We start from the raw sequence: 21,045 nt of genomic DNA, 5'->3' as shown, positions 1-21,045 counted from the left end.
CGGGCGTCACTCATTTGAGGAGTTCCTCGTCGGCGCGCACGACCCAGTCGGCGAACGTCTCGTCCTTCGACGTGCGTCCGTCCAGGTAGTGGCGGGCCAGCTTCTCGACGTACGCGGGAAGCTCTTCCGCCGTGGCCTTGAGCCCGCGCAGCTTGCGCCCGAAGCCGGACGTCTGGCCCTGGGCCATGCCGAGCCCGCCGCCCAGGTGTACCTGGAAGCCCTCGACCTGCTCGCCGTGCGCGTTCATCACCAGCTGACCCTTGAGGCCGATGTCGGCGACCTGGGTGCGGGCGCAGGCGTTGGGGCAGCCGTTGATGTGGATCGAGATCTCGGCGTCGAAGTCCTTGAGCCGCTCCTCGAGCCGGGCCACCAGCTCCTCGCCGCGGGCCTTGGTCTCGACGATCGCGAGCTTGCAGTACTCGATGCCGGTGCAGGCCATCGTGCCGCGCCGCCAGGCCGACGGCCGGGCCTCGAGGCCGATCGCGCGCATCCCGGCGATCAACGGCTCGACCTGCTCGTCGGCCACGTCAAGGACCAGAAGCTTCTGGTACGCGGTGAGACGCACCCGGTCGGAGCCGTGCGCCTCGACCAGGTCGGCGAGCTTGCCCAGCTGGACACCGGAGGACCGGCCCACCACCGGCGCCGCGCCGACGTAGTTGCGGCCGTCGATCTGCTTGTGCACACCGATGTGGTCGATCGGCTTGGCCGGCAGGTCGGGCGCCGGGCCGTCGATCAGCGCGCGCTCCAGGTACTCCTTCTCGAGCACCTCGCGGAACTTGGCGACACCCCAGTCGGCGAGCAGGAACTTCAGCCGGGCCCGGTTGCGCAGCCGGCGGTAGCCGTAGTCGCGGAAGATCCCGACCACGCCCTCCCAGACGTCCGGGATGTCGTCGATCGGCACCCAGACGCCCAGCCGCTCGGCGAGCCGCGGATTGGTGGAGAGGCCGCCGCCGATCCAGAGGTCGAAGCCGGGGCCGTGCTGCGGGTGGTTGACGCCGACGAACGAGATGTCGTTGGTCTCGTACGGACCGTCGGCCAGCCAGGAGATCTGCGACTTGAACTTGCGCGGCAGGTTCGAGTAGCGCGGGTCGCCGATGTAGCGCTTGATGATCTCGTCGATCGCCGGCGTCCCGTCGAGCACCTCGTCGACCGACACCCCGGCCACCGGCGAGCCGAGCACGACACGCGGGCAGTCGCCGCAGGCCTCGGTGGTCTCCAGGCCCACGGCCTCGAGGCGGCGCCAGATCTCGGGCATGTCCTCGATGCGGATCCAGTGCAGCTGGATGTTCTGCCGGTCGGTGATGTCGGCCGAGTCGCGACCGAATTCCTGGGAGATCTGCGCGATCGTGCGCAGCTGGGCCACGCTCAGGGCACCGCCGTCGATGCGGACGCGCAGCATGAAGTACTCGTCCTCGAGCTCGTGCGGCTCGAGCACCGCCGTACGACCGCCGTCGATCCCGGCCTTGCGCTGGGTGTAGAGCCCCCACCAGCGGAACCGGCCACGCAGGTCCTGCGGGTCGATCGAGGCGAAGCCGGTGCGGGCGTAGATGTTCTCGATGCGGTCGCGGACGTTGAGCGGGTTGTCGTCCTTCTTGATCCGCTCGTTGGGGTTCAGCGGCTCGCGGTGTCCGAGCGCCCACTGGCCCTCGCCGCGCGCCTTGCGGGGGCGAGCGGTCGGCGTAGCGGGGGTGCTGCTGGGCGCCATGTCGGCGGTCCTCCGGGAATCGTGGGCGCGTTCAGACGCTCACGGCTCTTTCTCCGGAATGCTGGGAGGCTCGCGACATCAGTGTCAGGAGTGGCCGGCGCGTCTCGCGCGCCCGAAAAATAATTCGGACGGCGTCAGGAAGCCGGACACATCGCGCTGCGGACACGGCCGTAATCAACGTGGCGGCGAGCCACGAAGCGGCGGTCCAGAGCAGCGGTCATGTGGGCAAGCCTCTCACGCCGCGGCCTTCTGGGCCAGGCTGGTCCAGATTCCGGGAGTGTGGTACGTAGCACCCCGCAAACGCCGCGTTAACAATTCAGCGCTTTCCCAGGGGCACCACGAGCACCGCCTCGGTGCCGCCGCCGGCCCGCTTGCGCAGTTCGATGCTGCCGCGGAGCTCGCCGGTGGCCAGCGCCCGCACGATCTGCAGGCCGAGCCGGTGGGTGTCGTCGGCCCGGAAGTCGTCGGGCAGGCCCTGCCCGTTGTCGGCCACCGTGACGTGCAACTGCTTGCGGAACCGGTGGGCCGAGACCACCACCTCGCCGAACTCCCCGGACGGGGGCGGAGCCGGGTCGTCGTCGTCCTCGGGGGCCGGGAAGCCGTGCTCGACCGCGTTGATCAGCAGCTCGTTCAGCACCATGACCAGCGAGGTGGCGATCTCGGCGGGCAGCACGCCGAACGTGCCCTCGCGCCGCATCCGGACCGGGATGCTGGTCGCCGCGACCTCGGTGGCGGCGGTGGCCACCCGGTCGACGATGCTGTCGAAGTCGACCGCCTCGTCGCTCGACATCGACAGGGTCTCGTGCACCAGCGCGATCGACGCGACCCGGCGCACCGATTCCTGCAGGGCCAGCTTGGCCTCGGGCGCGTCGACCCGGCGGGCCTGCAGGCGCAGCAGCGCGGCCACGGTCTGCAGGTTGTTCTTGACCCGGTGGTGGATCTCGCGGATCGTCGCGTCCTTGGTCATCAGCGCGCGGTCGCGGCGGCGCACCTCGGTCACGTCGCGCACCAGCACCAACGCGCCGATCGGCACCCCGGCCGGCAGCAGCGGCAGCGCCCGGATCAGCACGGTCGCGCCGCGGGCCTCCATCTCCTGCCGGGGCGGGGACTCGCCGCGCAGGGCCGAGAGGATGCGCTCGGACGCGTCGTTGCCCTCCAGCGGATCGGCGGCGAGCCGGCTGGTGAGCGCCGACAGCTCCTCGCCGACCAGGTGGGCGTTGAAGCCGAGCCGCCGGTAGGCCGACTGCGCGTTCGGGCTGGCGTACGTGACCTTGCCGCCCGCGTCGAGCCGGACCAGGCCGTCGCCGACCCGCGGGGCCGAGGTGGTCTCGCCCGGGTGCCGGGGCGGTGGGAACGTGCCGTCGGAGACCATCTGGGCCAGGTCGTCGGCGGTGGTCAGATAGTTGAGCTCGAGCTGGCTCGGGGTCCGCGCGGTGGACAGGTTGGTGTCGCGGCCGATCACGGCGATGACCTCGCTGAAGCCCTCTTCGTGGTCGTCGGGGTCACGCAGGCGTACGGGGATGGCCTCGTGCCGCGCCGGGGTGTCGCCGTACCAGACCGGGTCGCCCTCGCGCCAGATCCGCTCCTGGGCGAAGGCGATGTCGAGGTGGGCCACCTCCGGACCGCCCGCGATCTTGCCGACCTGGTCGTCCTGGTAGGCCGTCGGGGCGGTCGTCGGGCGCACCTGGGCGACGCACAGGTACTCGCGCGGCTGCCCGTCCTCCCGCTTCACCGGCACCCACATCAGCAGGTCGGCGAAGGAGAGGTCGGACAGCAGCTGCCAGTCCCCGGCCAGCCGGTGCAGGTGGTCGATGTCGGCCGGCTTGAGACCGGTGTGCTCCTCGGCCAGATCACGCAACGTTGACACGGCCCAAGCGTGCCACGCCGGTGTTACTGATCCGCGAAGGCGGCCGGGCCGCACTGCGGGAAAGGCGTCAGAGAGTGCTCGTGACCTTCTTGAGCCCTCGCGGCGCGTCCGGATCCTCGCCGCGGGCCAGCGCCAGGGAGAGCGCCAGCTTCTGCAACGGCAGGATGTCGAGCAGCGCGCTGTACCGCTCGTCGGTCACCGCCGGCACGGAGAGGCGGCCCGCGGCGCCCGGCACGTCGGTCGCGCCGATCGTCACCACGTCGGCCCGCCGCTCGCCGAGCCGGGTCACCACGTCGCGCATCGACTGCCCGCCCGGGCCGTCGCCCACGACGGCCAGCACCGGCACGTCGGGGTCGGTCATGGCCAGCGGGCCGTGCAGCAGGTCGGCGCCCGAGAATGCGAGCGCCGGCAGGTACGACGTCTCCATGAGCTTCAGCGCGGCCTCGCGGGCGGTCGGATAGGCGTACCCCCGCCCGGTCGTGACCATGCGGGAGGCGAACCGGTAGCGCTGGGCCAGATCGTCGGCCGTCCGGTCGGCCAGCGCGTCCTCGGCCAGCTGGGGCAGCTTGTCGAGGGCGGCGCGCTCCTCGGCCGGCAGCGCGCCGTCGCCGGCGCGGATGCCCTCGACCAGCAGCAGAAGGGCGAGAAGTTCCGCGGTGTACGTCTTGGTGGCCGCGACCGCCCGCTCATGACCGGCCGCCACGTCGATCGACAGCTCGGCCGCCCGGGCCAGCGGCGATTCCGGGTTGTTGGTGACCGCGAGGGTCAGGCCGCCGGTCTCGCGGGCCACCTGCAGCACGCCGGTCAGGTCGGGCGAGCCGCCGCTCTGGCTGACTCCGACGACCAGCGAGCCGGTGAAGTCGGGACGGGCCCCGAAGAGCGTGATCGCGCTCGGCGAGGCGCTGGCCACCGGCAGGCCCAGCCGGATCTCGCTCAGGTAGGCCCCGTAGAGCGCGGCGTGGTCGGAGGTGCCCCGGGCCACGAAGACGACGTTGCGCGGCCGCCGGCGGGCCACCTCGGCGGCCACCTCGGCGATGAGGCCGGTGTGCTCGGTGTCGAGCAGCCGGGCGAATCCACCCGGTTGTTCCGCGATGTCCGCGGCCGTCCCCTGGCCTCGCTGTGTCACGGGTTCCTCCCCTGGAGAGCATCTGCACGCGCGATTGCTGCGCAGTCTTGCAAGATTTAGCTTACAGAGTCAACGTTTCGAGCACTAATGCGCAACAGATCGCCCTGCTGACATATACCTTTCTTTCCCCTACTGTCTTGCATCGTGGAATTACGCCGCGCCGCCGACCGCGCTCTCGAACAGGCGAGATCGGCCCTGGCGACAGACGAGCCGGAAAAGGCCGCCGATCATCTGGCCGGCGCGCTCGCCCACGCCCCCACCCTGCCCGAAGTGCACGAGGTTCTCGGCCGTCTCGCCGCACGTCCCGGCGGCGGTCTCGATCTGTTCCGCGCCGGCCCGCACACGTCGCCGGGCAAGCTGGCCGCCCGCGCCCACCTGCTCGCCGCGGCCGGCCGCCCCGAGGACGGTCTGCCCCTGCTCGCCGCGGCCAGCGGCCAGGCCCCCGCCGCCGACTGGGCCGGGGTGCCCTGGGTGGCCGAGCCCGCCCTCGGCGTCCGCATCGAGCCCGGCCTGCTCGCCCAGGTGCTCATGCGGCTCTGCACCCGGGTCGCCGAGCCCGCCCCGCCCACCCTGCGCCCCTACCTGTCCGTCGTCCGGCACGCGCTGGCCGCCCATCCCGAGCACGCGATGCTGCTCGGCGCCGGCTCCGCGCTGGCCCGCCGCGTCGGCGAGCACGAGCTGGCCGTCGACTGGGCCTCCCGCGGCGCTCGGGTCCGCCCGTCCAAGCTCGGCGAGATCTGGCTCGGGTACGCCTACCGCAGCTCCGGAAAGCTGCCCGAGGCGCTCGCGGCCCTGCGCCGCGCGGTCGCGCACGACCCCGACGACCTCTCGGTGTACGCCGACATCGCCGGCACCCTCGCCGACAACGACCGCCTCGAGGACGCCTTGAGCTGGGTCGACCGCGCCCTCGAACGCGACCCCGAGTACGACTGCGCCGTGCACACCGCGCACCGGCTGCGCCACCGGGCCGACGGCGACCTCATGCATCTGGTCCGGCTGGCCGACTACATCCGCGACCACCCCGACGAGTCGCACGAGCACACCGACCTGGCCGACTGCTGCCGCGACATGTCCTGGCTGAGCGGCGCCCCCGCAACCGCGCCTCTGCCCCGTGGCGCCGCGCCGGTGCCCGACGAGCCCTCGGCCGAGTCGGTCCGCCGCCTGCGCCATGTCGCCGCACTCTCGTGGGCGCACCCGCCGGCCGCCTACGACGCGGCCGTCCCGCTGATCCTGGTGTCCCCGGCCGAGCTGATGGCGCTGCTGGCCCACCCGCCGGCCGACGTGGCCGCACCCGAGATCTGGGCCTGCCTGGGCCTGCTGCACCACCGCTCCGAGGAGGCCTGGCTCGACTCGGAACGGCGGCGAATGCTGCTGGAGCTGGCCGACGGCGGCCTCGACCGGGTGACCGAGGCGGCGCTGTTCGCCCTGATCGTGGCGGCCTGGGTCGACCCCTCGGCACGGGCCGACGTGGCCGGGGTGGTCACCACCCGGCTCACCGAGGTGGCGTCCCGGCCCGGGGCACGGTCGTTCGCCGAACTGGCGCTGGCCGCCCCGAGCCTCGATGAGTCCACGCGTCAGCTCGCGACGGCGATGACGCGGACTCCGGCTGCCGTGCCGCGCCAGCGCGGGCGCAGCCGGCTGCTGCTGCGCTGGCGCCGCGGCTGAGCCGTCAGGCCTGGATGATGGCGATCAGGTCGCCCTCCTGGACGACGTCGCCCTCGTGCACGGCCAGCTCGGCCACCGTGCCCTCGTTCTCGGCGACGACCGGGATCTCCATCTTCATCGACTCGAGGATCACCAGGGTGTCCCCCTCGGCGACGGTATCGCCGGTGGAGGCGACGACCTTCCACACGTTGGCCACCATCTCGGCCCGGATCTCGTCGGCCATCGATGAAACCTCCCTTGACGTCGCTGTCGGTCGCCGTCATCAAACCACGGATTCCCCTCGGGTGAGTCCGGCGCGCGCGGAAGCGCCGACTACCATCGGCGCGGGAATACAGCACGAACAAGGAGTCACCGATGGCGAAGAAGGCCCGTAAGAAGAAGGCTCGCAAGAAGAGCAGCGCGAACCACGGCAAGCGTCCCAACAGCTGACACGCAAGAAGGGCCCCGCGCTGCGGGGCCCTTCTTGTTGTGCCGACTTACGGGAGGAACTCCCGGGTTTCGACCTGCACCTCGAGCTGGTCGAGCTTGACGCGCAGCCGCTCGCGCAGCTCGCGCGGCGCCTTCTCGTCACCGCAGCAGCGGGACACCAGCGCCTTCACCTCGTGCTCGATGCCGTACTCGCGCAGGCACCCGTCGCAGTCGTCCAGATGCTTCTGGATCAGCGACCGGCGGTCCTCACTGCACTCCAGGTCGAGATAGAGGTAGACCTCGCTGATCACGATGCCGCAGTCGGTCTCGTGATCCTCACCGTTCAGCCCGCTCATGACGCGTCACGCCTCCTGCGGTTCCGAAGCGGTCCGGGTGATGCCCCGGTCGACGGCGTACTGCTCCAGGGTCTTGCGCAGGTTGCGCCGGCCGCGGTGCAGACGGGACATGACGGTGCCGATCGGCGTGCTCATGATGTCGGCGATCTCCTTGTACGAGAAACCCTCGACATCAGCGAGGTAGACGGCCAGCCGGAAGTCCTCGGGCAGGGCCTGCAGGGCTTCCTTGATGTCACTGTCGGGCAGCCGGTCGAGCGCCTCGGTCTCGGCCGACCGCAGGCCGGCGGACGTGTGCGACTCGGACGCGGCGAGCTGCCAGTCGGTGATCTCCTCGGTGGGAGCCTGCACCGGCTGACGCTGCTTGCGCCGATACGAGTTGATATAGGTGTTCGTGAGAATGCGGTACAGCCACGCCTTGAGGTTGGTGCCTTCCTCGAACTGGTGGAAAGCGGAGAACGCCTTCAAGTACGTCTCCTGCACCAGGTCCTCGGCGTCGGCCGGGTTACGCGTCATCCGCAGGCCAGCCGCGTACAGCTGGTCCACAAAAGGCAACGCGTCCCGCTCGAAGCGCGCTCGGCGCTCCTCGGTCCGTTCTGTCTGGGCCACCCTGAGCTCTCCCCTCGACCGCCCCGCCGAGGATACGGGTAGTGCCCCTTCTGCGGCCTGGAAAACCGCCGGTGTGCTGACACTCACCGATGGCGTGACGGTCTGCTCGGCTGCGGGCCACTCGGGGGAACTCAAAAGGTTCCGCACCCGATCGACCTCCCGGCCGCCGCGCTCCAGGAACTCTGTTCCGGCTCGCACCTGTCAAACCCCTTCCGACGTTCCAGCTCCGGGGCTGCAACCGTTCCAGCTCCCGGGGGCTACAACCACGGAGGCGCAACTTGCATTCCTTCAGCGAGCCCACCCGTGCGCATGCATCCAGGCCACTGCCAGTTCCGCGGTGCCCTTGACGTCTTTTCGCAGGTCATGGGTGGCTCCCGGCCGCACCAGCACCTCGACGGACCCGGCACTGACGGGCACCCCGAAGGCATCCCGGTCCCCGTTCAGCACGAGCGTGGGCACGTCCGAAGGCAACTCGCTCGCGCGGCTGCGCTCGGGCTTGCCCGGCGGGTGCAACGGAAAGGCCAGCGCGAGAACGCCGGCGGCCCCGAGTCCGGATGCTGTCCGGCAGGCCACCCGCGCGCCGCTCGACCGCCCACCCACGATCAACGGCTCGTCGCGTACGCCGAGAGCCCGCACCACGGCGATCCAGGCCTCATCGAGATGCCCCGCCGGCGCCGGCGCCCGCCGCCCGGCCACCCGATAGGGCTGGGTGACCAGCACCACCTGGACGCCGCTCGCCACCGCCGCGTCGTGCACAGCCGTCAGGTCGGGCGCGTCGACTCCGCCGCCGGCGCCGTGCCCCAGCACGAGGACGCTCGCCACCGCACCCGAGGGCCGGGTCATCCGGACCCGGGCCGGCCCGCGCGGGGTGTCCATCTCAAGCTCTTCCACACGGTCATGAAACCAGCCCGCGCGGCCACCCGGCGCATTTCGCAGCTGTGCCGAGCGCGCACAGAGAAGATCGGCGTGTGCGCCCGGCAACGACCGCCTACGCCGGATTCATCAGCTCGACCGATGCGCTCCGCGACGCTGCGGAGGACGGTCGACCGATCAGCGGCTGACCGGCGTGAGACTGAGCAACCGGCGGTCTTCCTCGTCGGTGTCGTCGTCGATCGTCTCGCCGCCCGGGCCGACGCGTTCGCGCCAGGCCACGAGCATCGCCCGGCGTTCGCGCGGCGTCGTGCCGCCCCAGACGCCGTGGCAGTCGCCCACCTGCAACGCCCAGGCCAGGCACGGCCCTTGCACCGTGCAGGTGCCGCAGAGCGAGACAGCACTTTCGGACGGTTCGTTCGGCGCCGGGAAGAACGTCTCCGGATCGACCGTGCGGCATGCGCCGCGGGTCCGCCAAGCCTCGTCCGTGCGCCGCTCCTCGATGGCCTCGAGCAACCGTGGATCACGTCGCGCGATGGCTACCTCATGTGGACGCGGCATACGAGCCCGTGTCATCAGCCCACCTCCCCCGTGGGACCGGTACTGCATGTGGCCGACCGGCTCGCACCGTACGAACCAGCACCACTCCGGCGCAGTTTTGTATCGCAGGGTAGGAGATCAGAACAAGGGGCTTATCTATCTTGAAACAAAGTTGCCAATGAGAAATGCGGACAACTGTGGGCAAACGCAAATGTTGATCATGCGTCACTCAGCCAATTGACAGCAAACGCCCGCCGCTCCCGGGCACCCCAGCCGCAAGCCACGAACCGCCGGAGCCGGCGCCCTCGTCCGGTCCACAATCACCCGGCGCGCCCACAGCAGGCGCGTGGAAACTAGCAGAGCGCTCATCGCCCCGCTGCCCCGGTCGGCAGGCGTCCGGAAGGCTGGGCCCGGACGGTCAGAAAAGGGTTGCGGAGGCCGGCGCCGGGCCGGGCGGCGGGGGCGGCTCGAGCAGGTGCGGGCCGTTGTTGCGGACGTTGCCGACGTCGGGGCGAACCGGCCGCACCTCGATGGCGTCCAGCTCGGCCGGCGTGAGCGGCCGCAGCAGGCCGTCCGGATCGCCGCCACCGGCCAGCCACTCGGGCCAGCGGTCACGGGGCAGGATCAGCGGCATGCGGTCGTGCACCCGGGCCAGGCCACCGAGCGCCGCCGTCGTCAGCACGCTGCAGGTCAGCACGCTGTCGGGCCCCCACGACGACCAGAGGCCGGCGAACGCCAGCGGTGACCCGTCGGCCGGTGTCATGTAGTACGCCTGACGCTGCTTGCCGTCGCGGACCCATTCGAACCAGCCGTCGGCCGGCACCAGACAGCGGCGACGGGCGAACGACGGAGCGAAGGCGGGCGACGTGGCCACCGTCTCGGAGCGGGCGTTGATCATGCGAGCGCCGGCGCGCAGGTCTTTGGCCCAGGGCGGCACCAGGCCCCAGCGGGCGGAGTCGAGCACCCGGGCCTCGCGGCTCCGGGATTCCCGCACCACCGGCACCGGGTCGGTGGGCGCCACGTTCCAGCTCGGGCCCAGCTGTTCGAGCACGCTCACCGCCTCGAACAGGTCTTCGAGATCGGCCTCGGTCCTGGTCGTCGCGTACCGCCCGCACATGTCCCCGAACGGTACACGCGTCCCGGGGTGCGGGAACGCTCCGCGAGATTGCCGGTCGGCCCCGGCACAATGGCCCACGTGACTGCACAACCCCGCCCCTGGCCGGCCCCGCCCGCGTCCGGCCCGGTCAGCGCGAGCGTCCGGCTGCCGGGCTCCAAGTCGATGACGGCCCGCGCCCTGGTGCTGGCCGCGCTGGCGTCCGGCCCGTCGGTGATCGAGCGGCCCTTGCGCGCCCGCGACACCGAGCTGATGGCGGCCGGTCTGCGCGCGCTCGGCGTGCGGCTCGACACGGGCGACGACGAGCGCTGGCTGGTCGAGCCGGGGCCGCTGCGCGGTCCGGCCCGGGTCGACGTGGGCCTGGCCGGCACGATCATGCGGTTCCTGCCCCCGGCGGCGGCGCTGGCCGACGGCCCGGTCGAGTTCGACGGCGACCCGCACGCGCGCAACCGGCCGCTGCGCCCGATCGTCGAGGCGCTGCGCTCGCTGGGTGTGTCGATCGACGCGTCCGCGATCGGCGGGCTGCCGCTGACCGTGCACGGCGCCGGCCTGGTCGAGGGGGGCGAGGCGGTCATCGACGCGTCCGCGTCCAGCCAGTTCGTCTCGGGGCTGCTGCTGTCGGCGCCGCGCTTCACCAAGGGCCTGGTGCTGCGTCACGAGGGGCCGCCGGTGCCGTCCGCGCCCCACCTGCGCATGACCACCCACATGCTGCGCGCCGCGGGCGCGGTGGTCGACGAGTCCGTGCCCGACGTCTGGGCGGTCGAGCCGGGCGAGACCTCCGGCCGTACGTGGGTGATCGAGCCCGACCTCTCCGGCGCCGCGCCGTTCTTCGCCGCCGCCATGGTCACCGGCGGCGCCGTCACGCTCAGCGGCTGGCCGGCCGAGAGCTGGCAGCCCGTGGGCCGGCTGACCGAGCTGCTCACCGCGCTCGGCGCCGAGGTCACCCGATCGGCCGACGGGCTCACCGTGCGCGGCACGGGCCGGCTGCACGGCGTCACGGCCGACCTGTCCGAGGTCAGCGAGCTCACCCCGGTCGTCGCCGCCCTGGCCGCGCTGGCCGACGGCCCGTCCGAGCTGCGCCGGGTCGAGCACATCCGCGGGCACGAGACCGACCGCATCACCGCCCTGGCCACCGAGCTGGGCAAGGTCGGCGCCGAGGTCACCGAATTCTCCGACGGGCTGCGCATCGTGCCGCGGCCGCTGCACGGGGCCGAGTTCGAGACGTACGCCGACCACCGGATGGCTCACGCGGCCGCGGTTGTCGGCCTCGCCGTACCGGGCATCTCCCTCACCGACGTAGCGTGTACGTCGAAGACGTTGCCCGAGTTCCCCGAACTCTGGGCGGAACTCGTGGCGAGGAGCTAGATCTGCCGGCACGCAAGCGGGAGTACGACGAGGACGACGTCCGGGTGCGGCCCGGTCGTTCGTCGCGCCCGCGCACCCGCACCCGCCCCAGGCACGACGACGCCGTCGACGCCCTGGTGATCACGGTCGACCGGGGGCGGTACGGCTGCGTACGCGAGGACGCCCCGCCCGACAGCCCGATCATCACCGCCATGCGGGCCCGCGAGCTCGGCCGCAAGTCGGTCGTGGTGGGCGACCGCGTGGCGCTGGTCGGCGACGTCACCGGCGCGGCGGGAGCGCTGGCCCGCATCGTGCGGATCAGCGAACGCACGTCGGTGTTGCGCCGCACGGCCGACGACGACGACACGACGCCCGAGGGCCGCCTCGAGCGGGTCGTGGTGGCCAACGCCGACCAGCTGGTGATCGTGAGCGCGTTGTTCGATCCGCCCCCGCGCACCGGATTCATCGACCGCTGCCTGGTCGCCGCGTACGACGCCGGCATCGAGCCGCTGCTGTGCCTGACCAAGGCCGACCTGGCCGGGCCGGAGGCGGTGCTCGACTACTACGCCGAGCTCGACCTGCCGTACGTGCTGGTCCGCCCGGACAGCGACCTCAGCGAGCTGCGGAAGCGGCTGGCCGGCAACATCTCGGTCATGGTCGGGCACTCCGGCGTGGGCAAATCCACGCTGGTCAACCGGCTGGTGCCCGAGGCGCTGCGGGCGGTCGGGGTGGTCAGCGCGATCGGCAAGGGCCGGCACACGTCGACCAGTGCCGTCGCGTTGCGGCTGCCGCCGGTGGGGCGGTCGCGCACCGACCCGGGCTGGATCATCGACACACCCGGCATCAGAAGCTTCGGCCTGGCCCACGTGAGCGCCGAGAGCCTGCTGCACGGCTTCCCCGACCTGGTCGAGGGCACGTTGGAAGATCCACCCAACTGCGGCCACACGGCGAACGACATCGACTGCCACCTGGACGCATGGGTCGCGGAGGGCAAAGCTGACGCCCGGCGCCTGGCGTCCTACCGGCGGCTGCTGGCCTCCCGAGCCGGCGAAACCGACCAACGCGACACGCCCGCGGATGACGAGCCCACCGGCCTCGGCTAGCGTGCGGGCATGGCCGGTTATGCCGATGACCTCTCGCTCGCCCACCTGCTCGCCGACACCGCCGACTCGATCTCGATGGGCCGGTTCCGGGCGCTCGATCTCAAGGTCGAGTCCAAGCCCGACCTGACGCCCGTCTCGGACGCCGACACCGCGGTCGAGCAGGCCATCCGCTCGACCCTGGCCCGGGCCCGGCCGCGCGACGGGGTGCTGGGTGAGGAGTTCGGACTGACGCACGCGGCGGCCGGGCCGGGCAGCCGGCGGTGGGTGATCGACCCGATCGACGGCACCAAGAACTTCGTACGCGGGGTGCCGATCTGGGGCACGCTGATCGCGCTGCTCGAGGGTGAGACTCCGGTAGCGGGGCTGGTCAGCGCGCCCGCTCTGGGCCGGCGGTGGTGGGGGGCGCGCGGCCATGGCGCGTACGCGGGAAAGCATCAGCACGCCGCCACCCGGATCCAGGTCTCGGGGGTCGGGCGGCTGTCCGACGCCAGCCTGAGCTACGCCAGCCTCGACGGGTGGCAGCAGATCGGGCGCCTGCACAAGATCGTCGACCTCAGCCTGGCGATGTGGCGCAGCCGGGCCTACGGGGATTTCTACGGATACATGCTGCTGGCCGAGGGCGCGCTCGACGCGATGGTCGAACCCGAGCTGTCGCTGTGGGACGTGGCCGCCCTCATCCCGATCGTGCAGGAGGCCGGCGGCAGCATCACCGACCTGTCGGGCCGGCCGCCGGTCGACAAGTCGTCGGTGATCGCCACGAACGGGCTGCTGCACGAGACGGTGCTGACCGCCCTCAGCCGCTGAACGCCGGTTGCCGCACCGGCCCGTTGATCGGACAAAAAGCCCGAAACCGGTAGCACTGCGTAATCCTCTGCGTACCGCGCGCCGAGAGTGTCCCCCGAACCGCTGATGCCCGGCCGAGCCTGGTCTATCGTGCGTCAGGTGGTGTCCTCGGGCTGGGTCTTCCTCGCCGCCATGATTCTGGCGTACGGGGTGGCGAACCTCTTGCAGTCAGCGGCTGCGGCGCGCACCACCGTGCACCACACCTTCGACCCCGGGCTGCTCGTGCGGCTCGCCGGGCAGCGGACCTACCTGCTCGGCCTTGGGTGCCAGGTTCTCGGCTTCGTGCTCGCGTTCCTCGCCCGCGAGGAGTTGCCGCTCTTCCTCGTGCAGGCCAGCGTGGCCGCCGGGCTGGGCGTAACCGCCGTGCTCGGCGTCGTGCTGCTCAAGTGGTCGCTGCCGACCGCCGAGATAGTGCTGCTGGGGCTGCTCATGGTCGGCATCGCAGCCCTGGTCAAATCGGCCCAGCCGGCCCATGCCCGGCCGCTGGGGGCGGCCGCGATCGCCGGGCTCGCGGTGGCTCTGCTGGTCATCGCGGGTCTGGGTTTCTTCGCCGTACGGCTCCAGGGCGCGCTCGGCTCGGTCGTGCTCGGCTCCCTGGCCGGCGTGGGGTTCAGCGCCGCCGCCATCGCGGCCCGCCCGCTGGCCAACGAGCATTCGGCCGGCGGCTTCTTCGGCAACCCGCTGCTCTACCTGCTCGTCGTGCACTCGCTGGTCGGCCAGTTGCTGCTGGGACTGGCCATGCAACGCGGCTCGACCACGGCCGCGGTGGCCGCCATGGACGCCGCCGGCGCTGTTCCGGCCGCGATCGTCGGCCTGCTGCTGCTCGGCGACCGCATCGAGCCCGGCAAGGAATGGCTGGCCGGGCTCGGTTTCGTGGTGACCCTGGCGTCGGTCATCGCCCTGACCCGGTACGCCGAGCCGCAGCACCATTGCACGCCCGCCCCGCCGCCGGCCCGCCGCCCCGAGCCGGCCCCGCTGCGCACCGCGCCGACCACGCGCTGACGCCCATTACCGGAACGGCACAGTTCCCGAAAGCGGACCCGCGCAATTTCACCGCCGCACGGCATGAGTCATCCCCGGCCGGGTACATGCTGACCATGCCTGTCCGGAGGTTATGTCCCGATTAGCGCGTTGAGCCCGCCGTAGACGCCAGGGCGTTCCCGGCTTACCGGACGCGCGGGAAATGCGAAATGGGGACACGTTATGCACAATGGAGCGATCATGGCGAGCGAGGTGCGACAGCCGGTGGACCACGGGTCGGACTACCCCCTGGTCCGGCTGACCGGGGTGCTCGATCCCGCCACCGCCCGCACGGTGCGGTCCGCGCTGCTCGGCGTGCTCGCCGAACAGCCCGAAGCCCTGTTGGTCGATGTCAGCGGGGTCCCGACCCCGGCCCCCGAGGCGGTAGCCATGCTGCGCGAACTGCGCCGCGACACCGCTGACTGGCCCGCCGCGCACCTCGCCCTGTGCGACCCGCGCGGGGCGAGCGCCTGGCCCGGCGCCGGCTGGCCGGTCTGGCCGGACACCGGCGCCGCCACGGCCGAGCTCGGGCGGCCCGACCCCGATCGGCGGCACAGTCTGGCCCTCGATCCCGTCGTGGGCGCCGCCCGGCGCTCCCGCGAGCTGATCACCGAGGTCTGCGCCCGGTGGGACCGGCACGACCTGGCCGGGCCCGCGTGCATCGTCGTCACCGAACTCGTGAACAACGTGGTCGTCCACGCCCGTACGGCCATGAACGTTCTGGTCGCCACCCACGGCGCGGGCATCAGCGTGGCGGTGCGCGACCATTCGACGCACACGCCGACCTACACCGGGGCTCCGGTGCCGTCCACCGCGTACGGGGGACGGGGGATGCTGCTGATCGATTCGGTGTCGGAGCGGTGGGGCAGTCTGCCGCTCGACGACGGCAAGGTGGTCTGGGCGCTACTGTTCGCCGACGGCGCGGAGACCGGCCTCTACCGGTCCGGCGAACAGACCGGGGCCGCGGCGGGCATGACTGGCCCCGCACACGGGTAGATTGCGGTAATGCGAGACAACGACTATCCCGCCGAGGTGTCCGACCCGGAGGCTTCCGGTCTGCCCGACACCGCGGATGACGATTCGACCGCGTACGACCAGGTGGAAAGCCCCCGTTGGGCGGACGGTCCCGACCCGGCGGCGCTCGCGGGTGTCGGCCCCGGCGGTTCCAACCGCTTCGGCGACACCGCCGAGGAACAGCGCGAGGGCGAGTCCCTCGACCGTCGGCTCCGCCAGGAGGAGCCCGACTTCGGCGCGGAAGACGCCATCCCGGCGCGCCGCGACCCGATCGACGAGACCGTCGACAGCTCCGAGCAGCGCAACTTCGACGCCGACGTGTGGGGCCAGAGCCCGACCTCCGATCCGAAGTCGCAGATCTCGCTCTACGACGACGGCCAGCTCGACGACGACAACCCCGAGACGGTGGGCCGTCTGGTCGCGCCCGACGAGGGCTACGGCTTCGACAACGAGGCCGACAGCGTGGCCTACGACGCCGGTGCGGCCGGCGGCGGCGCCAGCGCCGAGGAGCTGGCCATCCACGAGACCAACGCCCCCAGGTACGAGTAGGGGGCTAGTCGAGCCCCTGCTCAATGGCGTATCTGGTCAGTTCTACGCGGTTGTGGAGCTGGAGCTTGCCGAGCGTGTTCTGGACGTGGTTCTGCACCGTGCGGTGGCTGAGCACGAGTCGTTCGGCGATCTGCCGGTACGACAGGCCCTTCGCCACCAGGCGCAGCACCTCGGTCTCGCGCTCGGTGAGCTTCGGCGCGTCCACCCGCGGGCCGGCCGGCTCGGTGACCGCGAGCCGGCGGAACTCGCCCAGCACCAGCCCGGCCAGGCCGGGCGTGAAGACCGTGTCGCCGGCGGCCGTGCGGCTCACCGCGTCGAGGAACTCGGCCGGCCCGGCCGACTTGAGCAGGTAGCCGGTCGCTCCGGCCTTCATCGCGTCCAGCACGTCCTGCTGTTCGCCGCTGGCCGAGAGCATGAGAATCCGTACGCCGGGGACCTCGGTCAGCAAGCCGTTGATCACCTCGACGCCGGAGATGTCCGGCAGCTGCAGGTCGAGGATCACGACGTCGGGACGGGCTGCAGCCGCGATGCGAACCGCCTGCCGACCCTCACCACTGGTGGCGACCACGTCGTAGCCGGCCGCCGTCAGGTCGCGGCTGACGCCTTCGCGCCACATCGGGTGGTCGTCGACCACCATCACCCGGATCGCGCTCATGGCAGTCACGATATCGGTGCTCGCGGCACGGTCATCTCGACCTCGGTGCCCTCGCCCGGCGCCGAGATGATCTGCACCCGGCCGCCGAGGTCGGCCACCCGCCCGCGGATCGACTGCACGACCCCCAGCCGGCCCTGCGCCTGGGCCTGGGCCAGCCGGTCGGGTTCGATGCCGCAGCCGTCGTCGCGGACGGTCACTACGACCTCGGCCGGTTCGTCCTCGACGAACAGGTAGACCTTGGTGCCGGGCTCGCAGTGCCGGGTCACGTTGTCGAGAGCGGCCGCGACCGCGGCGGTCAGTTCCCGGGCCGTACGGGCCGGAAGGCGCACGGCGCCGGCCGGGCCCGAGACGGTGACGGCCGGGGACGCGTACGGCTGCAGCAGCGCCATCAGGTCGAGGTCGTCGCCGCCCGGACCGCTCGCCCGCCGCCCGGCCACCAGGGTGCGCAGCGCCGCCTCCTGCTCGCCGGCCAGCCGGGCCAGCTCGCCGGCCTCGCCGTCCAGCCCCGCCCCGCGCCGCTTGACCAGCGCCAGCACCTGGAGCACGGAGTCGTGGATGTCGCGGGCGAGCCGCTCCCGTTCGCGGGTGGTCGCCTCGAGCTCGATCGCGCGCTCGAGCCGCTGCTGCGCGACCTCGGCGATCCGCACCAGGTTGCCCACCGCGATCGCGGCCAGCAGCATGAGCACGGCGCCGGTGAACGCGGCCTGGTCGTAGTGGGCCCGGACGGCCAGATCGGTGGCCCCCATGGCCAGGGCGGCCGCGATGCCGCCGCGCCGCCCGCCGGCCACGGCCCAGCAGATCACCGGCGCGACGTGCCAGGCGACGGCCAGGGTGGGCAGGCCCGACTCGAGGCCGGAACGGCCGACGACCCAGACGCTGGCGGTCAGCGCGCCGATGGTGATCAGCTGGTCGGTCACCAGAAGGGGGAACCGGCGGCGGGCCGGATCGGCGTACGCATAGGTGGTGAGGACCGTCCAGGCGGCCATCGCGGCCAGCACGGGCCAGGCCAGCACCGGCCGCGCGTAGGCGCTGACATTGCTCACGACCAGGAAAGCGGCGTAGGCGAGGGCGGCCAGCCGGTAGATCGCGATCGCCCGCCACAGCGGCGCCTGGAGACCGCTGTCGCGTGCGTCCGCCATGGGGCGACCATCCCACACGACCGGATCCACCGGTGGCCCGCCCTGCGGGAAGATCAGGCGTGGCCTACCGTCGGTGTCATCGGCACCAGGATTCTGCTCTCCGAGGCCTTCGACCGGAACGCCATCACGGCGTTGCGGCACTCGGTCGCGTCCTGCGCCGCGGCCGGCGGCCTGACCGGTGACCGCCTCGACGACTTCGTGGTCGCGGTCAACGAGTTGCTGACCAACGCCGTGCGGCACGGCGGCGGGACGGGCCGGGTCGCCGTGTGGGCCGAGGACGGCGGCGTGGTGTGCGAGGTGAGCGATTCCGGCCGCGGGCTTCCGGCCGAGCGCGCCGAGCCGGTTGTGCGGCCGGCGGTCAACACCCCGGGCGGCTGGGGGCTATGGCTGGCCGAGGAACTGACCGACACCTTCGACATCGTCACGGGCGGCGACGGGACCACGGTCCGAGTCTCCAGCCGAACTTCCTTAAGTCAGCCTTAAGTCTGTTCGCCGATCTTGCGAGATGGTCTCACTTTCGATGAAGGTCTCCACCTGTGGAAGCACGTCACCGTTCGGGAACCTCGGGTTGGCTGATCCGTCCGCGCGCGCTGCTCGCGCTCGCGGTGGCGAGCGCCGGCCTGGTGGGCGCCATCGCCGTCACCGGGCAGGGTGACGTCGCCGTCGCGTCGGAACACCGGCCGGTCTTCGACGACGACTTCGGCGCCGGGCGCGGGACGGGACTCGACCCGTCCAAGTGGCTGCTCGACGGCGACGCCCGCAACGGCGTCCAGGACGGCCAGGGCCGCCTGGTGGTCGACCGGCTGGCCAGCACGCGCAAGGCGTTCGCCGAGCCGTACGGGCACGCCGAGGCCCGGATCAAGGTGCGCCGCGCGGGCGGGCCGTGGCGGGCGTTCGGCGTCGTGGACAAGTACGGACGGGTGCTGCGCGGCGACGTCGAGACGCTCGACGAGGACGCCGACCCGACCTCGGGCCGCGAGTTCCACACGTACGCGATCGACTGGTCCCCCACCGCGGTGGTGTGGTCGGTCGACGGGAAGGCCGCTCTCAAGCTGACGCCCGCGGAGCCCGGCCTGCCCATCGCGCTGGTGCTCAACCTGGCCACCGACGGCCGCCGCCCGGCGCGCATGGTCGTCGACTTCGTCAAGGTCACCGCGGGCCGCAAGCCGATGCCACTGCCCACGACGCCGGCGCCGTCAGAGCCCGCGCCGCCCTCGAGCGAGCCCACGACCGCGCCGCCCACCACCGCGCCGCCCACTACGGCGCCGTCCACCACCGCGCCGCCCACGAGCAAGCCACCCGCCGGCAAGCCGCCCACGAAGAAGCCCGCGGCGGCCTGGAAGGCGTACACCGACTACAAGGCCGGCGACCTGGTGACCTACAAGGGCGTGACCTACAAGGTCAAGGAGGCGCACACCGCGCTGCCGGGCTGGGAGCCCTCCGCGCTGCCCAACCTCTTCGCGAAGGTGTGACGCACCCGGTCAGCCCGCCAGCCGGTACGAGTCTCCGTAGACCTGCCAGGTCAGTGGCGTGGTCAAGTCGAGGTTGCTGCGGCGCAGGAAGAGGCGCTGGGCGGTCTCGACCCGGCTGACGTCGTTGTGGGCCGTCTCGGTGCGCATCTCGGCCACCCGGGCGTTGAGGAAGGCGTTCAGGTACGCGAGCTCGTCCCCGCCCTGGGCCGGGGTCTTCGCCGTACGCAGGGCCGCCGTTCGTATGGTCCGGAGCCCCGAGACGCCGTGCATCACCGCCGCGTCGAAGTAGGCGAACTGACCCAGCGCCCGCAGGCCGTCGTCGCGCGCGATCCGCATGGACGGGTTGAAGTAGTACTCGTCCCGCGCGTCCTCCTGCACCTTCTGGAAGACCGGGTCCGTGGCCGCCGCGCGCCAGGCCGCCGGGAAGCCCGGGTCGAGCCCGGCATGCGAGTCGGAACCGTTCACCGCGCGCAGCGCCGGCAGGTACTTCTGCAGCACATTGCCGGGCTTGCGTTTCGCGTACGCGGTGACGACGGCCAGCATGTCGGCCGTGCCCGAGGTGAAACCGACGATGCCGCCGGTGTACCCGCGGCCGTCCCCGATGTCCTCGATGTAGCCGAACTGGCCCCGCCAGCCCAGCGTCGAGTTCTCGGCACTGGAGATCAGCGCCAGCGCGCGCTCCTTCTTGCCGCGGTCCTCCAAGCCGGAGGCCAGCGAGCCGGTGGCGGGCACGGCGGCCGGCAGCGCCTGCGACGCCGGGCCGAACGCCCGCACGTCGGCCAGCGCGTAACCACCCGTCGTCCGGGCCCGCTGGGTGGCCAGCACCCGCAGGTAGCGGCCTGTGCCGCCCAGCTGCTTGAGGTCGTCCGCGCCGCCGTTGCCGGCGCTGGTCGCGTACAGGCTGACCCAGTTCGAGCCGTCGACCGAGGCCTGCACCCGGTACGTCCGGGCGTAGGTGCCCGACCACTGCAGGCGGACCCGATCGATGCGCTTGACCCCGCCGAGGTCGATCCGCACCCACTGGGTGCCGGGCCCGGCAACGCTGACCCACCGGGTGACCGTGCTGGCGTCGTTGGCGCGGGCGGCGACCTCGCCGCCGGTGGCCGACGACGCGACGGCGGGGCGGCCCCGGCTGATCATCACGGTGTTGTTGCCGGCGGCGGCCACCGAGATGGCGAGCGGGACGCAGAGCGTCACGCCCACGCCACCGGCCAGCGCGACCGCCCGGACGTTGTTGGCGCGGATCCGCATGCTTCAACGCTAGGTCGCGCCCGGCCATGATCGCCGGGCTTCGGCCGAACGAGCGCTATCGGGGGTCTCGGGGGTCCCTCGGCTTCTTGCGGTTGCGGGACACCAAAACGAACGTCAGCACGATCGCGGCCACCACGAACAGGCAGCACAGGGCGCCGAACAGCCCGAAGACCCCGAAACCGCCACGCCGCCGGGACCGCGCCGCCTCGACCACCACAGTGTCGAGACCGTTGCTCGCGGCCCAGGCATGCGCCGGCACGACCAGCGTGAGCACCGCTCCGGTCACCACGGCGGCGATCCGGGACCACACCTTGCTTACGGAAGACATGCATTCCATCCTGACCGACTCTCGCAACAGGTTCTCCCACGACTACCCCTTATCAGGCAGGGTATGAGCA

23 protein-coding genes are annotated in these 21,045 nt (G+C 72.1%); 10 read left to right on the top strand and 13 right to left on the bottom strand.

The features are described from left to right. Positions 1–10 precede the first annotated feature (10 nt). From KXC43_RS10225 to KXC43_RS10215, 3 genes are all read right to left on the bottom strand, one after another. Entirely contained in the window at positions 11–1,705 is a 1,695-nt protein-coding gene (locus KXC43_RS10225) for a nitrite/sulfite reductase (RefSeq protein ID WP_221375745.1), read from the bottom strand. 316 nt (positions 1,706–2,021) lie between these two features. Further along, complete coding sequence (locus KXC43_RS10220) at positions 2,022–3,572, bottom strand: sensor histidine kinase (RefSeq protein ID WP_221375744.1); 1,551 nt, start codon at positions 3,570–3,572, stop codon at positions 2,022–2,024. Positions 3,573–3,639: 67 nt separating this feature from the next. After that, on the bottom strand, positions 3,640–4,698 hold the full coding sequence (locus KXC43_RS10215; protein ID WP_221375743.1) for an SIS domain-containing protein: 1,059 nt from the start codon (positions 4,696–4,698) through the stop codon (positions 3,640–3,642). Positions 4,699–4,842: 144 nt separating this feature from the next. On the opposite strand from KXC43_RS10215, the gene KXC43_RS10210 reads away from it, so the two are divergent. Then, positions 4,843–6,363, top strand: coding sequence for a tetratricopeptide repeat protein (locus KXC43_RS10210; RefSeq protein WP_438870865.1), 1,521 nt, complete (start codon positions 4,843–4,845; stop codon positions 6,361–6,363). Positions 6,364–6,367: 4 nt separating this feature from the next. Here the strand turns inward: KXC43_RS10210 and KXC43_RS10205 are convergent, their stop codons facing one another. Continuing rightward, positions 6,368–6,586, bottom strand: a complete 219-nt coding sequence (locus KXC43_RS10205; protein WP_221375742.1) for a biotin/lipoyl-binding carrier protein — start codon at positions 6,584–6,586, stop codon at positions 6,368–6,370. A gap of 131 nt (positions 6,587–6,717) precedes the next feature. Between KXC43_RS10205 and KXC43_RS53540 the strand changes: the two genes are divergently transcribed. Next, entirely contained in the window at positions 6,718–6,792 is a 75-nt protein-coding gene (locus KXC43_RS53540; protein WP_369752275.1) for a 50S ribosomal protein bL37, read from the top strand. Between the two features lie 47 nt (positions 6,793–6,839). Here KXC43_RS53540 and rsrA read toward each other — a convergent pair whose 3' ends face one another. The 5 genes from rsrA to KXC43_RS10180 form a co-directional block, all read right to left on the bottom strand. Beyond that, complete coding sequence (gene rsrA, locus KXC43_RS10200; protein ID WP_221375741.1) at positions 6,840–7,127, bottom strand: mycothiol system anti-sigma-R factor; 288 nt, start codon at positions 7,125–7,127, stop codon at positions 6,840–6,842. 6 nt (positions 7,128–7,133) lie between these two features. Continuing rightward, positions 7,134–7,931 (bottom strand): sigma-70 family RNA polymerase sigma factor, encoded by a 798-nt coding sequence (locus tag KXC43_RS10195; protein ID WP_221375740.1) that lies wholly within the window; start codon positions 7,929–7,931, stop codon positions 7,134–7,136. 90 nt (positions 7,932–8,021) lie between these two features. Beyond that, positions 8,022–8,609, bottom strand: coding sequence for an alpha/beta hydrolase family protein (locus tag KXC43_RS10190; RefSeq protein ID WP_221376008.1), 588 nt, complete (start codon positions 8,607–8,609; stop codon positions 8,022–8,024). A gap of 174 nt (positions 8,610–8,783) precedes the next feature. After that, on the bottom strand, positions 8,784–9,179 hold the full coding sequence (locus tag KXC43_RS10185; protein ID WP_221375739.1) for a WhiB family transcriptional regulator: 396 nt from the start codon (positions 9,177–9,179) through the stop codon (positions 8,784–8,786). 382 nt (positions 9,180–9,561) lie between these two features. Then, a complete protein-coding gene (locus KXC43_RS10180) occupies positions 9,562–10,260 on the bottom strand; it encodes an SOS response-associated peptidase (RefSeq protein ID WP_221375738.1) in 699 nt (232 codons plus the stop codon). Between the two features lie 69 nt (positions 10,261–10,329). Between KXC43_RS10180 and aroA the strand changes: the two genes are divergently transcribed. The 6 genes from aroA to KXC43_RS10150 all read left to right on the top strand — a co-directional run bounded on the left by aroA (position 10,330) and on the right by KXC43_RS10150 (position 16,130). Then, the gene (gene aroA, locus KXC43_RS10175) at positions 10,330–11,622 is read left to right on the top strand and encodes a 3-phosphoshikimate 1-carboxyvinyltransferase (protein WP_221375737.1); all 1,293 of its coding nucleotides are present in this window, start codon (positions 10,330–10,332) and stop codon (positions 11,620–11,622) included. Positions 11,623–11,624: 2 nt separating this feature from the next. Next, complete coding sequence (gene rsgA / locus KXC43_RS10170; protein ID WP_221376007.1) at positions 11,625–12,704, top strand: ribosome small subunit-dependent GTPase A; 1,080 nt, start codon at positions 11,625–11,627, stop codon at positions 12,702–12,704. Positions 12,705–12,713: 9 nt separating this feature from the next. Then, a complete protein-coding gene (gene hisN / locus KXC43_RS10165; RefSeq protein WP_221375736.1) occupies positions 12,714–13,508 on the top strand; it encodes a histidinol-phosphatase in 795 nt (264 codons plus the stop codon). A gap of 138 nt (positions 13,509–13,646) precedes the next feature. Next, entirely contained in the window at positions 13,647–14,549 is a 903-nt protein-coding gene (locus KXC43_RS10160; protein ID WP_221376006.1) for a hypothetical protein, read from the top strand. A 219-nt stretch (positions 14,550–14,768) separates the two neighbouring features. After that, positions 14,769–15,563, top strand: a complete 795-nt coding sequence (locus KXC43_RS10155; RefSeq protein WP_255643814.1) for an ATP-binding protein — start codon at positions 14,769–14,771, stop codon at positions 15,561–15,563. Positions 15,564–15,572: 9 nt separating this feature from the next. Continuing rightward, complete coding sequence (locus KXC43_RS10150; protein ID WP_221375735.1) at positions 15,573–16,130, top strand: DUF5709 domain-containing protein; 558 nt, start codon at positions 15,573–15,575, stop codon at positions 16,128–16,130. 4 nt (positions 16,131–16,134) lie between these two features. Here the strand turns inward: KXC43_RS10150 and KXC43_RS10145 are convergent, their stop codons facing one another. Both KXC43_RS10145 and macS read right to left on the bottom strand, forming a co-directional pair. Next, a complete protein-coding gene (locus KXC43_RS10145) occupies positions 16,135–16,785 on the bottom strand; it encodes a response regulator (protein ID WP_221375734.1) in 651 nt (216 codons plus the stop codon). 5 nt (positions 16,786–16,790) lie between these two features. Then, positions 16,791–17,924 (bottom strand): MacS family sensor histidine kinase, encoded by a 1,134-nt coding sequence (gene macS / locus KXC43_RS10140; RefSeq protein WP_221375733.1) that lies wholly within the window; start codon positions 17,922–17,924, stop codon positions 16,791–16,793. A gap of 42 nt (positions 17,925–17,966) precedes the next feature. On the opposite strand from macS, the gene KXC43_RS10135 reads away from it, so the two are divergent. Further along, positions 17,967–18,407 (top strand): ATP-binding protein, encoded by a 441-nt coding sequence (locus KXC43_RS10135; protein ID WP_221376005.1) that lies wholly within the window; start codon positions 17,967–17,969, stop codon positions 18,405–18,407. 53 nt (positions 18,408–18,460) lie between these two features. After that, on the top strand, positions 18,461–19,396 hold the full coding sequence (locus tag KXC43_RS52650; protein WP_221375732.1) for a carbohydrate-binding protein: 936 nt from the start codon (positions 18,461–18,463) through the stop codon (positions 19,394–19,396). 9 nt (positions 19,397–19,405) lie between these two features. Here KXC43_RS52650 and KXC43_RS52335 read toward each other — a convergent pair whose 3' ends face one another. Together KXC43_RS52335 and KXC43_RS10120 are read right to left on the bottom strand one after the other, a co-directional pair. Beyond that, positions 19,406–20,647: a chitosanase gene (locus KXC43_RS52335; RefSeq protein WP_221375731.1), complete on the bottom strand. Its 1,242-nt coding sequence runs from the start codon at positions 20,645–20,647 to the stop codon at positions 19,406–19,408. Positions 20,648–20,702: 55 nt separating this feature from the next. After that, on the bottom strand, positions 20,703–20,975 hold the full coding sequence (locus KXC43_RS10120) for a hypothetical protein (protein WP_221375730.1): 273 nt from the start codon (positions 20,973–20,975) through the stop codon (positions 20,703–20,705). Between the last annotated feature and the right edge of the window lie 70 nt (positions 20,976–21,045).

The organism is Paractinoplanes polyasparticus (assembly GCF_019710575.1).
GTDB lineage: Bacteria > Actinomycetota > Actinomycetes > Mycobacteriales > Micromonosporaceae > Actinoplanes > Actinoplanes polyasparticus.
Note: the sequence above shows the minus strand (reverse complement) of the source record. Positions and strands in the feature narration are given on the sequence as shown.